Raw genomic sequence first — 13,699 nt, 5'->3', positions numbered from 1 at the left:
GTTCTCGGCTTTCTGCGCCGGTGTCACGGAATTGTCGCCTGTGGGGCCAGGCGCCTGAGCGCCAATTCGCCGGTCTCCTCGCTGATCCACTGACGCGACTGCACGATGCTCCGGGAGCCCCGTTCCACCCAGAACAGGTTGCGGAACGCCATCTGGCCGTTCCGGCAGGTTTCATAGAACAGGTCTGTGTCAGCTGTGTAACTGTCGCTCAGCTGAACCGGTTCCTGCTTTTGGCGGGTGACCTGACAGCGGAAGGCAAGGGTCTCGGCGGTGCTTCCGGCGGCGAGCAGGGTGACGAAACGTTCGGTGACGGCATTCTGCCCGGAGGTGAGCGCCGACAAGGTTTCGCGCGCATCCGCCGCAAGCTGGTCGTGGCCGAAGCCGCGTGTGGCGATCATCATCCCGTCTTTCATCCCCAGAGACAGACGATCCGGAGAGATCCAGGTTTCCTCGCCCCGGGCGTTGACGGTCTGACGCAGGAAGACCGTGTAGGCGTTGTCGCCGTTCTGAAGCCCGGCCACATAGCCCGGGGCGCCTGAGTTTTGAGCTGCGAGAAAGTCGGCGCCGGGGTCGTAGCCTTTGGAGCGGTTGAGGAATTGCTGGGCGAGCGCGGATTGGTTCGGGTCCGACGAACAGCCGCTCAGAGCCGCGAACAGGCCGAGGACGAGCGCGATGCGGGTCTTCACGGTCATCTCCAGAACCTCCCCCAACGGTCTTCCAGCTCGTTCGTCTGGCTGCCCCTGACCACCTCGTAAAGCCGGTTGCGGACATCGAGCCGCGCGCCGCCGTCGCGCAGGACCGGGCGGATGGTCGTGCCATAGCCGCCCTGCACGGGCGCGCCGCTCAGCCAGTCGATCGGGACGGTAAAGCGGATGCCCTTGTCGAAGGAGCCTTCGCCGAAATCGTCGAAGGAGACATCCGTGAGGGTAAAGAAGGCGCCGACGCGAAAGCCGTTGTCGAACTCGCGGTCGAGAGAAAACGTCGCGCCATAATCCCCGGCGAGATAGCGCCCGACATCGAGCTGACCCAGATAGCCGCGGCCGAGATCGTAATAGACCGAGGCATGGCCGGTCACGATGTCGTAGTCCTGAAAGCCGAAGAGCTGATCATAATCGCGTTTTTTGGCATAGTTCACTTCGGCACCCAGAGCGAGCGGACTGTTGAGCGGTTTCCAGAGCAGTTCCGTCGACAGGCCGCCATACATGGTTTCCAGATAACCCGCGGTCACCCGGCCAAAGAGGTTCCTGCCGGGGCGGAAGAAATATTCCGCCGTGAGATGTTTGATCTCCAGATCGGAGTCTTTGGCATAGTCGACGACATCGGTGCGCACATGGGGCAGGACCGAGCTGGAGGAGCGCGTGCTCTCGTCGAGATTGCCGACGATCGGCTGGCGGATCGCCCCGGAGAAGATCAGCCCGCGCACCGGCGTGAAGGCGGCTTCGGCCTGAAGCCCCAGATCGGCCCGCAGGGGGTTGTCCGGATCGAACAGCGCCGGATCGAAATAGGGGCTCAGGCGCCAGTCGAATTTGGGATAGGTCCCGGCGATCGCCGTCGCCTCGGTGCGGGGCGCGTCCTCGAACCCGGCGCGGACATAGCTGCGCCAGCTGCCGTCGAGATCGTATTCCAGCGCCTCGAGATCGGAGCGGCGCAGCGTGGTGCGCGAGGTGGTCATCCCGTTCGCGGTGCTTTCCACCCGAAAGGTCGTCACCGTCTCGGGCAGATGATTGGCCAGAACCCGGGCCGTGCGGCCCAGAGCCTGAGCCTCCGCCGGATAGCGCCCGTTGGCCATGCGCACCGTGGCGGTCGACCCTTCGACCGTGAGGCCTTCGAGCGCGATGCCCTGATCCCGGAGTGCGGCGGACAGCGGGCTGTTCTTGCTTTCAACGCTGCCGTCGGTCCAGGACAGCGCCGCGGCGGTCTGGCGCGGCACGAGGGCAGGCGGGGCTTCTTCGATGCCGCTGGCATAGGCCGGGTTCTGCGGGTCGATCGGCAGGTTGGCCATGAAACCGATCTCGGAGCCGTGCAGCGCATAGACCGTCAGATCCGCGCCGTTGCCGAAGCCGTAGGACAGCGCGGCATTGAAGGGCGTCCTGTGCTCGAAGCCGGTGCGCGCGACCTCGCGCCCATAGTCGTCGGAGGAATATTCCAGCCGGAAAGACAGCCGGTCGCTGATCTGATAGGCCAGCCCGCCGAACAGCGCCGCATCGCCGCGGAACCATTGGTCCGTTTCCAGACGCCCGACTTCCGTGATGCTCGACGGACCGGCGCCGCGGGTGTCGAAAGTGTCCGAAAGCGCGCCGAGCGGGTTGTCGAAGCTGCCATAGCTGCCCAGACGCCCCCAGCCGATCCCGCCGGTGAGCGACAGGCGCTCGTCCATGAAATGCTTGGTGGCCGCGACATATTCCGAGCTGTAAATACCGGTCCCGCCGAAATCCCGCAGGGCCACGACGACGGAGGGGCGCAGGTCGGTCTCCCCGGCGATCAGATACCCCAGATCGAAACTGCGGTCGTAGCGGGTGCCGATCACCGCATCGTAGTCGTCGATGATCGAATAGCGGAACGATCCGAAGATGCGCGGTGTGATCTGAAAGCTCAGATTGTATCTTTGCGTGCCGTCGCGAAAGGCGGTGTTCAGGTGGAGCGTGCCGTCGGGAAACACCTCTCCGGTCGGCATGTCAATGAGGCCGGGCGTGCCGAAGGTGGAGACCGGAAACCTGAGGTCCACATTTTGCGCCAGTGCGGGGGCGGCGGACAGGGCTGCTGACACCCAAAGCCCATGAAAATATTTGTGAAACGTCACACCGTACCTCAAGCTTTGGCACCCGTATAGCTTGCCTGACCCGACATTGAAACTCTTCTCTATATTGGGCGGCGTCGGCAGTGCCGTCAAACGGGACATCGTGAAACATTTGCCGCGATCGGCGCTTTTTTGCTCTTAATTTGAGCCGTAAAATGCCATCGTCACCCGAAGCCACGGCTTGCCCCCTGCGGTCGAACAGGGCGGCAGCCTGTCCGGAGCGGCCAGACCTCTGACCGGCGCAAGACGATAAGACGATAAGACGATGAGACGGCGCGCGGGATTTGTCCGCTCAAAGCCGAATTGAAAAGGACCAAGCTGTGTTCAGACACGTGTTCCGCCGCAGGCCCCAGAAGACGGACCTGCCTCTCCCGCAGCGCTTCGAAGGGGGGCCGCCAGCCCCCGAAACGGCGCTGGCCATTGTCGGGGATCTGCACGGTGAACTGGTCTGTCTGGACAAGATGATCGACCGGCTCTGCGCGCGTGCGCCGCGTGCGCGCTGGGTCTTCGTCGGCGATTTTATCGACCGGGGAGATCACAGCGCCGGGGTGCTCGACCGTCTCAGGGCGCTCGAAGCGGATCGTCCCGACACCGTGTTCCTCCTCGGCAACCACGAAGAGATGATGCTGGCCTTCCTGCGGGAGCCGGAACAGGCCGGAAATCGCTGGATGCGCCATGGCGGGTTGCAGACCATGGCGAGCTTCGGGGCTTTCCAGCTCGGGGTGCAGAATGCGCCCGAGGCGCTGCGCCGCGCGCGGGACCGGCTGCTGGAGGTCATGCCCGAGGGCCTGCACGACTGGCTCGCCGCGCGCCCGCGGTGGTTCGGGAGCGGCAATGTCGCCGTGGTCCATGCCGGGGCCGATCCCGCGACGCCGATCGTGGCGCAAACCGAACAGGCGCTGACCTGGGGGCACAAGGCCTTCGGCCAACACGCCCGCGACGACGGTCTGTGGGTCGTGCACGGCCATACCATCGTCGATCTGCCGCAGGAAAAAAACGGCGTCATCTCGATCGACACCGGCGCCTATGCCACCGGACGCCTCACCGCGGCGATCATCGAAAACGGGCAGCTGGAGTTCATCCAGGCCAGAACCCGGTAACTCCCACGAGGCGGTCGTGCCTCATCGGCGCATCGCCGCGCCGACCTGAAAACCCTCGCTGAACGCCATGGCGAGCCGTGCGAAGACATCTGGTTGCGTCGGGCCGGAGGGAGGCGCGAGCACTGGCGCGGGAACCTGACGTTTCGTGCCGAGAGCCAGAGAGATGAGGCCAGAGCCGACATAGAACAGCCCGATCACGAGGGCGGCGAATTGCGCACCGTGCAGGGTGGACAGCACGAGCCAGGCCGAGGTGGTCAGAAAGCCGGCCCCGACCAGAAGCAGGAGCATCCCGGCAGAGACCCAGGCCACACGACGTGCGCCCCGGGCCACTTTTGTTTGAACGGCGTTCAGCATGAGAGGCCTCAGCGACGCGCGGTCAGAAGGCCGACGAGAAAGCCGACGCCTGCGGCAATGCCGACGGAGGCCGCCGGATTGTCGCGCACCGCCTTTTCCGCTCCGGCATAGGCGTCACGCGCCTGTTGACGGGCTTGGTGGGCGGTCTCCGCGCCTTTCTGTTTCGCAGCCTCATATGTGTCTTCTGCGGTGGCGCCGAGGTGTTCCTTTTGGGCGCGGGCATAGTCCGCAAACGTGCTGGTCAGCGCGGCCACATCGGCTTTCAGCGTTTCGATCTGGGCCGAAAGATCGGCGGATGTCTGTTCGACGGCACCATTGGTTTGAGCGCGAGTCATGATCGGTCTCCTTTTCGTTTCCATGTTGCCGGCCCAACGCGCAGGCCGGTCAGAATGTTCCGGAAAACCTGTTTGGAACCAATCCGCGAAAGCCTGCGTTGACTCCCCAGACCGCGTCAGAGGACGCACCAAACAATCGCAACTTAGGAGGCTCCCATGCTTGGCTGGGCACTTACTTTTCTGATCGTCGCGATTGTCGCCGGGGTTTTTGGCTTCGGTGGCATCGCCAGCGCATCCGCCGGGATCGCGCAAATCCTGTTCTTCATCTTCATCGTCCTGTTCCTTCTGGCGATGGTCGCACGGGCGGTGCGGGGCAAGCCGCCGGTTTGATCCGGCGACCCCTGCCTCCCCTCGCCGAACATCACATTTGAAAGGAACGCATCATGGCAGATATTCTCGAAACCACCCCCGAAGCGACCACTGTCAAAACCGGCGTCAAATCGCCCAAGGTCGTTGCGGAGGGTCTCGCGCAGGTTTTGACAGACACTTACACGCTGCTTCTCAAGACCCACATCTATCACTGGAACGTCGAAGGCCCGTTGTTCTACAGCATTCATACGCTAACCGAAGAGCAATACGGCGCGCTGTTCGAGGCGACCGATGAGTTGGCCGAACGCATCCGTGCGCTTGGGCAATTGGCGCCGATGTCGGTGAGCGATGTGCTTGGTGGCGCGAAACTCAAGGATGCTCCGAAGTCGCCGAGCGCGCATGATATGGTGGCCGATCTGGCGTCTGATCACGAACATCTCGCCTCGCAGATGCACAAGCTGATCAAGCTTTCCGGGGAGCACGATGACGATGTGACCGCCGATCTGGCGACCGCGCGCGCGGCGTTCCATGAGAAAGCGGCCTGGATGCTTCGGGCGATTGCGAAATCGTGACTCTCTGAGCCTCGAACATAAAACGCCCCGCCGGATTTCGGCGGGGCGTTTTCCTATGCCGAACGGATCGGTGTCGCTCAGGACACCAGGGTTTCCGTGCTCGAAAAGAACATCGCCTGGGATACGGCAGAGCGGACTTGGTCCTCGCTGTAGGGCTTTGTGATGACGAAAGCAGGTTCCGGGCGTTCGCCGGTCAAAAGCCGCTCGGGGAAGGCGGTGATGAAGATCACCGGAATGTCGGCGGCGCTCTTGAGAATGTCGTTCACCGCGTCGATGCCCGAGGAGCCGTCGGCGAGTTGAATGTCCGAGAGGATCAGATCGGGCCGGGTCTCGGCGGCGAGTTTCACCGCTTCGCTGGCGATACTGGCCACGCCGGTGATCTGGTGGCCCATGTCGGCGACGATGCCCTGAAGATCGAGTGCGATGATGGCCTCATCTTCGATCACCATGACACGCCCCTGAATGCTTTCGGACATTTCGGTTTCGGCGACACTCAACAGGTGTTCGACCTCATCGACATCGGTGCCCATGATCTCGGCCACCTCATCGAGGGTGAATTCCTCGATCGTGTGAAGCAACAGCGCCTCGCGGGTGTTGGGCGTCAGGCGGCGCAAGTGGGCCTGAGCGCGTTTGGCGAGCCCGGTTTCGTCCTCGCCCGTCGGCGCACCGGCACTCGACCAGATCAGGTGAAATGCATGGAACAAAGCCACTTTCGGGCTTTCGATCTGATCGAACACCGAACGATCGCTCAGCAGCGCCTCGAGCGTGGTCGCGGCATATTTGTCCCCGGTCTGTTGGTCTCCGGTCAGCGCGCGTGCGTAGCGGCGCAGATAGGGCAGAAGGCTGGCCACAATGAGGGACAGTTTCTTCTCTGTCGGAGCTGTCGACATAAATTTCGTCCTTTTTCGATTTTCTCGGAACCGAACGCAGGCGAAACGCGTTTGGTTCCACAAAGGGTGTTAAAATTTTTCGGGATACCATGTTCAAGGGATCTCGAGACGGGAATGACAATGGCGCAACACAAATCAAAACACGAGCTCGACGAGCAAATCGAGGCCAATCTGAAACGGGTCTATCAAAAGACTCTGGAGGAAGAGATACCGGACCGGTTTCTGGATCTGCTTGAGAAACTCAAGGAACAGGATGCCCAGAATGACCAGTGAGGACAGTCCGACCCAGAGCGGCCGTGAAAACGGCCTCGCACTCGATCCTCGCGAAGAGATCGTCACCCATCTGCCCGCAATGCGCGCCTTTGCCCTCAGCCTCACCCGGAACCCGTCGCAGGCGGACGATCTGGTACAGGATGCGGTGATCAAAGCGTGGAAGAACATCGACTCTTTTCAGGTTGGCACCAATATGCGCGCCTGGCTCTTCACCATCCTGCGCAACACGTTTTATTCCGACCGTCGCAAGAGTAAACGCGAGGTGCAGGACACGGATGGCGTCTTCGCGGCCACACTTGCGAAGAAACCGGACCATGACGGGCGCCTCGCCATGGCCGATTTCGAAGCCGCCTTCGTGCAGCTCAAAGCCGAGCAACGCGAGGCTCTCATGCTGGTCGGCGCGATGGGGTTTTCCTATGAGGAGGCCGCCGAGACCTGTGACGTGGCGGTCGGTACGATCAAGAGCCGCGTTAATCGCGCACGTCAAAGGCTTACGGAATTGATGGAGCTGGAAGAGGGCGATACGCTTGAGTTGACCGATCAGGAGACCCTGGCCGTGATGAGTTCCGCTGTGCCGAGCCGGGGGACTGCTGCGTGAAGCTGAAAGACTGGCGTCGCTCTGTCGACGGGTTGGGATTGCGCATTGCGACGCTGTTGTCGATTGCGCTTTTCCCGATCGGTCTGATCGCAGTCTCGATCACGCATCAGTTTTCCGAGGCGGCGGACGAACGCGCCCAGAGCAATTTGCTTGCGCTCACGGCACAGGCCGCAGCGGGCGAAGAGGCGCTGATCCGTGCCGGGTTTGGCGCAACGGATGCGCTCGCGGCGGTGATACCGTCGATCAAAGCGGACACGTCGGCCTGTAACCGGATTTTCGTGGATTTCATAACCGATAACGAGGCGTTTTCCTTTGCCGGCTATGTTGGGGTAGATGGCATCCTGAAATGCGGTTCAAGTGCGGTTGGCTATAATTTCAAAGGCCGCGAAGTCTATCAGGGCATGACGCAGCATCCCGGTCCGCGCAGTGATCTGATTTTCAATGCGCCGATCAGCAAGACGTCGGTCATCGTCCTGTCCGCACCGGTCTATCACAATGAGGCCTACGACGGCTATGTGACCGTCTCTCTGCCACATAACGAAACCCGCATGAAGGTCGAGAACCAGCCGCTCGACCGACCGGTGGATCTCATCACTTTCAACAATGAGGGCGAAATTCTGAGCGCGGCCGGGGGGTTGCAGGGTGTGGTCGGGGAATTGCCTGCCGGGCGCCCACTGGTCGGACTGGTCGGGCAGTATCGCTTTTCCTTCACCGGGCAGACCAACGACGGCGAGGAACGTGTCTTCGCCGTGGTGCCGATCCTGCGCGATCAGGTCTATGCCATCGGCAGTTGGCCACGGGAGCGGCTTTCGGTTGCGCCGGGCCTGTCGATTGCCTCGCCGATGTTCTTTCCGATTGCCATGTGGCTGACCAGTCTCGGTGTGGCCTATTTCGCGGTGCACCGGCTGGTGATCAAGCCGATCCGTCGGCTGAGCCGTGACATGCGCGATTTCGCTGTGTCGCGACGCCACGATCAGCGCTCGCGCGATCCGGGGTTGCCACGTGAGTTGCGCGAGATTGATCGCGCCTGGCACGATCTGGCGGAAACCGTGATCCGCGACGAGGCGGAGCTCGAAGATACGATCCATGACAAATCCGTCCTGCTCAAGGAGGTGCATCACCGGGTCAAGAACAACCTGCAACTGATCGCCTCCATCGTGAACATGAAGGTGCGCAAGGCGAAAACCCCTGAGGCGCGGTTTGCTCTCAAGGAGGTGCAGGGCCGTGTGATGAGCATCGCGACTGTGCACCGTAGCCTCTACGAGACTACGACAGAAGGCCGGGTGCGGGCCGACGAGTTGCTGCGCAGCACGATCGGCAAGCTGGTCAGCGCGAGCGTTGCCAATGAGGCGCATCTGAAAAGCACGGAGGAGTATGATCCGGTTGTGCTCTATCCCGATCAGGCGGTGCCTTTGTCTCTTCTGGCCACCGAGGCCACGACCAATGCGCTGAAATACATCGGTCGCCCGGAGGGGGAGATGCCCAGGATCGAGGTACGCCTGAAGACCTTTGAGCCCGGCACGGCGCGTTTGACTGTGACCAACACCAAGGGCACGCCGCTTTTGCCGCCCGAACAGGTGAACGGCACGGGGCTTGGCACCAATCTGATCAAGGCCTTTGCCCAACAATTGGGGGGCAAGCTGGAGGTTGAGGAGGGCGATGTTCTGTTCAGCGTTGCGGTGGACTTCCCGATCGCCTCCTTTGACGAGGCGCAGACGGACAGCGAGATCGACGAGATCGACTAAGGATTGGCTCCTGAGCCCTGAACGGGGTGCATCAGGACGTGTGCCGTGTTTCGGGCCCCAATCCCCGGAACACGGCCAACCCCCAGACCAGAAGCGGGATGGCCACAAAACCGCCAACCGGCCCCCAAAGCCAGAGCCAGAAGCACAGCGACAGGAACACCAGGAGCGGGTTGACCTGCATATGTCGTCCGACCAGTGTCGGCGTGACGAACTGGCCTTCGAGGGTGTTCAGCGCGATGAATGTCAGCGGCGGAAGGAAGGATGCCGCGCCGTCAAAGGCCATGATGCCCGCGATGAGCAGGGATACGGCAACCATCGCCGGGCCGATGTAGAGGATGAAATTCATCAGGGCCGCCACGACGCCCCAGAGCAGAGCGCCGGGCAGTCCCATGGCCGCAAGCCCCCCGGCAACAATCGCGCCGAAGCCGGTGTTGATCAGCGTGATGGTCAGGAAATAGCGCGACACCCGCGCGTCCGCATCGCGCAGGCAGGTGACGGATGGTCCTGCGGGATGGAGTTTCGAGAGGCCCTCGTAAACCTCGTCCCGCGACAGAAGGATGAAGAACAATGCCCCGGCAAAGAGCAGGATCTGGGCGAGCAGAGAGGGGGCGGCAAAGAGCGCGTCCCCGAGCGAGGGCAGGGCCACGGATTGCGATCCGTCCGAGCCGGAGGTGTCGGGAGAGATCGTGTCCTGCACCTCCTTGGTCACGTCGCTGATGCCGCGAAACACTTGGCGCAGGTGGCTGAGACCTTCTCTCAGCTCGTATTTGATGCTCGGGATTTGCGCATAGGCCTGTTCGATCACGGGTTCGGCCAGAAAGATCAGCGCCGCCAGAAGCGCCAGCACAGAGGCGAAGCTCATCAGTGCGCCCATTGCAGGTGGCACACCGAGGCGCTTCCAGAAGGCGGAGACCGGAGATAGCACCACGGCACAGACGAAGGCCAGTACGAAAGGCGCAACCAGCGCCTGCGCCAGATCGAGCGCCGCGATTACGGCAATGAGCGTCAAGATGATCAAGGCCCAATGCCCTTGCGCGTTTCGCGTCATATTTTTGTCTCCATTTTGCAGAACAACGCAAAGGGCGGGGGGCGGGTTCCGGAGAACAGTCGATCACAGCTTGATTGCGGCCTGCCGAGATCATAGCCTTACCGTAGATTGTATGGCCCAGACTGCGCGGGCCGACGCTAGAATGGTGTTGTTTCATATGTCTTTTCTCAGTCCCGAGATTTTTCCCTTTCTGATCGCTGCGGGGCTTGTCCTGTTTCTTCTGGCCCTCGAACTTCTGTTGCTGGCGACCGGCCTGTCGAGCGGGGGGCCCGAGGCGGAGCTGGGCGAGATGCCGGATCTTGATGTGGACCTCGTCGGGATGAGTGCGCCGGAGCTTGCGGTTGAACTGGAGGTGCCGGTCGATCTGGCCGCCGAGATCGAAATCGGGTTGGCTGCGGCAGAGCTTCCCGAAGTGCCCGGTGAGGTCGCCTCTGCCCCGTCTTCCGGTGGGCTTCCCGATTTCCTCGGACTGCGCAAGCAACCCCTGACCATCTGGCTGGCGATTTTCCTCGCGCTCTTCGCGGGGGCGGGGCTTGCGCTGCAATCCGGGGTGATGGCCGTGTTCGGCCAGATGTTGCCGCGCCTCGTCGCCGTGCCGCTGGCGCTCATCCCCGCGCTTGGGCTCACCCGGACCCTTTCCGGCGCTCTGGCACGTTTGATCCCGCGCGATGAAACCGCCGCGATTTCCGAGCGCAGCCTCGGGCGCCGACGCGGCACCGTCACCGTCGGAACCGCCCGGCGCGGCAGTCCGGCGCAGGTGCGGATCACCGACGGTTACGGCAACACTCATTACGCCATGCTGGAGCCGCTCTCCGACAAGGACGAAATCCCGCAAGGGGCGGAAGTGCTCGTACTGCGACCGCGCGGTGGAGAGTTGCGCCTCGTTCAGCTCGGGTGACACATCCTCAGACTTATGACCCACCACACTCTTGAAACAGGATATTCCAGATGAATCTCATTCTTGGCGTTGCCATGCCATTTCTGCTCATCATCGTCGCGTTCCTCGTCGTGGCGCTGGCCTTCGCGCGCATGTACAAACGCTCCACCCGCGAGGTCAGCCTCGTCAAAACCGGCACCGGCGGGCGCAAGGTGATCATCGACGGCGGCACTCTGGTGGTGCCGGTACTGCATGAGGTCACCCGCATCAACATGCGGACCACCCGGCTCGAGGTGCGCCGCGACGGCAATTCCGCGCTGATCACCAAGGACCGGATGCGGGTCGATGTCGGCGTGGAATTCTACGTCACGGTGCAGGCGACCGAAGAGGGCATCGCGCGCGCCGCCCAGACGCTGGGCGACCGGACCTTCGACGAACGTGCGCTGCGCGAGATGGTCGAGGGCAAGCTGGTCGACGGTCTGCGTGCCGTTGCCGCCAAGATGGATCTCGACGATCTGCATGAAAACCGGGCGAATTTTGTCCAGCAGGTGCAGCAGACGGTCACTGAAGACCTGCGCAAGAACGGTCTCGAACTCGAATCCGTGTCGCTGACCGCGCTCGACCAGACGCCGCTTGGCGGGCTCGACGAGAACAACGTGTTCAACGCCGAAGGTCTCAAGAATCAGGCTGAGCGTATCGCCGACAGCCGCAAACAGCGTGCGGCCATCGAGGCGGAGGCGGAGGTTGCCGTGGCACGCTCGCGTCAGGAAGCGGAAGTGAAACGCTACGAGGTGGAGCGCGAGCAGGAAGAAGCGCGCGTGGCTCAGCGTGTGAAGATGGAAGAACTCTCGGCGCGCGAAGCCTCCGAGAAAGCGCGCAAACACGAAGAGGCCGCGACAGCCGCCGAACAGGCGCGGATTGCGCGCGAGAAATCCATCGAGATCGCAGAGCAGGAACGTCGCAAGGCGATCGAGATTGCCGAACAGGAGCGTCAGATCGCGGTGGCTGAGAAATCGGAGGCCGAAAGCCAGGCGCGTGCGCGTGCCGATCTGGCGAAGGCCGAGGCGATCAAGGCGACCGAATCCATCGAGACGGAGCGCCGTGTGGCGGAAGGGGAGCGTCAGAAACGCCTGACCATCCTTGCCGCGGAAGAAGAGGCGGAGAGAAACGCGACTTCGATCCGGGTGGCGGCCAAAGCCGAGCGCGAAGCGGCAGACGACCGGGCGGCGGCAATGCGCGAACTGGCGCAGGCGGAAGCCGACAAGGTGACGATCCGCGCCGAGGCCGAAAAGGCCGAACAGCTCGCCCAGGCCGACGGGATGCGCGCCCAGAAACTCGCCGAAGCCGAAGGGACGCGGGCGCTGGCCGAGGCGGAAAACGGCTTGTCGGCGGCGATCATCGACTTCCGTCTCGCCAAGGCGCGGCTTGAAGCCATGCCGCAGATCGTCGCCGAAATGGTGAAACCGGCCGAGAAAATCGGCGGGATCACCATTCACAAGGTCGATGGTTTGAATGGCGGTGGCGGCTCAGGCGTTGAGGCTCCGAAATCCGGCGGTGACGGTTTGGTCAATCAGGCCTTTGATGAGATGCGCAAAATGGCGTTTCAGCTTCCGGCGCTCGATGCAATTGGCAAGCAGATCGGCCTGAACATGGAGAAGGGCATGAGCCAGATGGTGGCGGATGTTCTGGATGTTGAAGAGGCCGTGACACCCGCACCGAAAGTTCCCGCGACACCGGCCGAGTCTGAGGCATAAGCCGGGACAGGGCAAAATCGTGGACGGTCGCGAGGGGAGCCCCGTCGCGACCGTTTCCATTGTGCCAAGGCGATGGACAGTGCGCCATGTGCCGCGTTAAGCACATCGCATGGCATTCACACTCAAACAGCTTCGCTATTTCATTGCCGTGGCCGAAACCGGCACTGTGTCTGGCGCGGCTCAGGCATTGGCGATTTCGCAATCCGCCGTCACCGAAGCGATCCGAGAACTTGAGACGGACCTCGGTGTTCCGCTCTTTACGCGCCATCCTCGTGGGCTCGATATCACCCATAAGGGACATCAGTTTCTGCGGCATGCGACGGGCATTCTGGCGGGTGTCTCGGATGCGCGTCACGCCTTGACGCAGGAAAGCGAGGCGTTGACCGGGACGCTGCATGTCGGGGTGACCTCGCTTGTGGCGGGCTATGTGCTGTCCGATATTCTCGCGCGGTTTCGCCGTGCCAATCCGCAGGTCGAAGTGACGGCGCTCGAAGATACTGGCGACTATCTCGAACACCTTCTGGTGGGGGGCGAGCTGGATGTGGCGGTGATGGTGACCACCAATATGCGCGACCGCATGGCACTTCAGACCGAGATCATCGACACCTCGCCCTATCAGCTTTGGCTGCCGAACGGGCATGAACTGACCACACGGCCGTCGGTGTCGATCGAGGATCTGACGGACGAACCGATGATCATGCTCCGGATCGATGAGATCGAGGAGGCGACGCGCAAGCTTCTGTCGGCTTTCGGGGCACGCCCGCGCGTGGCGTTTCGCACCCGGTCGGTGGAGGCGGTGCGATCGCTTGTGGCGACGGGGGCGGGAATCGCGCTTTTGCCGGAGATGGTCTATCGCCGCTGGTCGCTCGAAGGCGACCGGATCGTGTCCCGCGATGTCTCCGGAAGCTTACCTGTTGTGCAGGTTGGAATCGTCTGGCGCAAAGGCGCGCCGCTGACGCGCGTGACGCGTGAATTTATTCTGGCGGCACAAGCCCATAAAAACACAAAGTAAAATCTCGGTATCAATATTTCCGATACCCAAAACCT

Annotated in this window: 15 protein-coding genes; 9 read left to right on the top strand and 6 right to left on the bottom strand. The window is 62.3% G+C overall.

All coding sequences use genetic code 11. The annotated features are described in order from the left end of the window. Positions 1-23: 23 nt before the first annotated feature. A complete protein-coding gene (locus tag V1471_RS13940) occupies positions 24-692 on the bottom strand; it encodes a YjbF family lipoprotein (RefSeq protein WP_434287494.1) in 669 nt (222 codons plus the stop codon). Continuing rightward, positions 689-2,767, bottom strand: coding sequence for a YjbH domain-containing protein (locus V1471_RS13935; protein ID WP_434287493.1), 2,079 nt, complete (start codon positions 2,765-2,767; stop codon positions 689-691). Before V1471_RS13935 ends, V1471_RS13940 begins: the two co-directional genes overlap by 4 nt. Positions 2,768-3,117: 350 nt before the next feature. Between V1471_RS13935 and V1471_RS13930 the strand changes: the two genes are divergently transcribed. After that, positions 3,118-3,897, top strand: a complete 780-nt coding sequence (locus tag V1471_RS13930) for a metallophosphoesterase (RefSeq protein WP_434287492.1) — start codon at positions 3,118-3,120, stop codon at positions 3,895-3,897. A 21-nt stretch (positions 3,898-3,918) separates the two neighbouring features. Here V1471_RS13930 and V1471_RS13925 read toward each other — a convergent pair whose 3' ends face one another. Together V1471_RS13925 and V1471_RS13920 are read right to left on the bottom strand one after the other, a co-directional pair. Further along, the gene (locus V1471_RS13925; RefSeq protein ID WP_434289625.1) at positions 3,919-4,251 is read right to left on the bottom strand and encodes a phage holin family protein; all 333 of its coding nucleotides are present in this window, start codon (positions 4,249-4,251) and stop codon (positions 3,919-3,921) included. 8 nt (positions 4,252-4,259) lie between these two features. After that, entirely contained in the window at positions 4,260-4,586 is a 327-nt protein-coding gene (locus V1471_RS13920; protein WP_434289623.1) for a DUF883 family protein, read from the bottom strand. Positions 4,587-4,742: 156 nt separating this feature from the next. Here V1471_RS13920 and V1471_RS13915 point away from each other — a divergent pair, with 156 nt between their 5' ends. Further along, positions 4,743-4,916 carry a DUF1328 domain-containing protein gene (locus V1471_RS13915; protein WP_226550082.1) on the top strand — a complete coding sequence of 58 codons (174 nt, stop codon included), beginning with the start codon at positions 4,743-4,745 and terminating at the stop codon, positions 4,914-4,916. A 53-nt stretch (positions 4,917-4,969) separates the two neighbouring features. Next, positions 4,970-5,467, top strand: a complete 498-nt coding sequence (locus V1471_RS13910) for a Dps family protein (protein WP_434289621.1) — start codon at positions 4,970-4,972, stop codon at positions 5,465-5,467. 77 nt (positions 5,468-5,544) lie between these two features. On the opposite strand, the gene V1471_RS13905 is transcribed toward V1471_RS13910, so the two are convergent. Further along, positions 5,545-6,357: a response regulator gene (locus V1471_RS13905; RefSeq protein ID WP_434289619.1), complete on the bottom strand. Its 813-nt coding sequence runs from the start codon at positions 6,355-6,357 to the stop codon at positions 5,545-5,547. Positions 6,358-6,477: 120 nt separating this feature from the next. Between V1471_RS13905 and V1471_RS13900 the strand changes: the two genes are divergently transcribed. Genes V1471_RS13900 through V1471_RS13890 form a run of 3 tightly spaced genes read left to right on the top strand, consistent with a single transcriptional unit; the run spans position 6,478 to position 8,973 of the window. After that, positions 6,478-6,630, top strand: a complete 153-nt coding sequence (locus V1471_RS13900) for a NepR family anti-sigma factor (RefSeq protein ID WP_434289617.1) — start codon at positions 6,478-6,480, stop codon at positions 6,628-6,630. Further along, positions 6,620-7,228 carry an RNA polymerase sigma factor gene (locus tag V1471_RS13895; RefSeq protein ID WP_434289615.1) on the top strand — a complete coding sequence of 203 codons (609 nt, stop codon included), beginning with the start codon at positions 6,620-6,622 and terminating at the stop codon, positions 7,226-7,228. The genes V1471_RS13900 and V1471_RS13895 overlap by 11 nt, the downstream gene beginning before the upstream one ends. Beyond that, positions 7,225-8,973 (top strand): sensor histidine kinase, encoded by a 1,749-nt coding sequence (locus V1471_RS13890; protein ID WP_434289613.1) that lies wholly within the window; start codon positions 7,225-7,227, stop codon positions 8,971-8,973. Before V1471_RS13895 ends, V1471_RS13890 begins: the two co-directional genes overlap by 4 nt. 31 nt (positions 8,974-9,004) lie before the next feature. Here V1471_RS13890 and V1471_RS13885 read toward each other — a convergent pair whose 3' ends face one another. Then, complete coding sequence (locus tag V1471_RS13885; RefSeq protein ID WP_434289611.1) at positions 9,005-10,021, bottom strand: AI-2E family transporter; 1,017 nt, start codon at positions 10,019-10,021, stop codon at positions 9,005-9,007. A gap of 157 nt (positions 10,022-10,178) precedes the next feature. Between V1471_RS13885 and V1471_RS13880 the strand changes: the two genes are divergently transcribed. From V1471_RS13880 to V1471_RS13870, 3 genes are all read left to right on the top strand, one after another. Next, positions 10,179-10,919, top strand: coding sequence for an OB-fold-containig protein (locus V1471_RS13880; protein ID WP_434289609.1), 741 nt, complete (start codon positions 10,179-10,181; stop codon positions 10,917-10,919). Between the two features lie 50 nt (positions 10,920-10,969). After that, positions 10,970-12,652, top strand: a complete 1,683-nt coding sequence (locus tag V1471_RS13875; RefSeq protein ID WP_434289608.1) for a flotillin family protein — start codon at positions 10,970-10,972, stop codon at positions 12,650-12,652. Positions 12,653-12,761: 109 nt separating this feature from the next. Further along, a complete protein-coding gene (locus V1471_RS13870) occupies positions 12,762-13,664 on the top strand; it encodes a LysR family transcriptional regulator (RefSeq protein ID WP_434289606.1) in 903 nt (300 codons plus the stop codon). Positions 13,665-13,699: the final 35 nt, after the last annotated feature.

The sequence above is a fragment of the Celeribacter sp. SCSIO 80788 genome (assembly GCF_051054295.1).
Taxonomy (GTDB): domain Bacteria; phylum Pseudomonadota; class Alphaproteobacteria; order Rhodobacterales; family Rhodobacteraceae; genus Celeribacter.
This window is presented reverse-complemented; position numbering and strand designations above follow the sequence as displayed.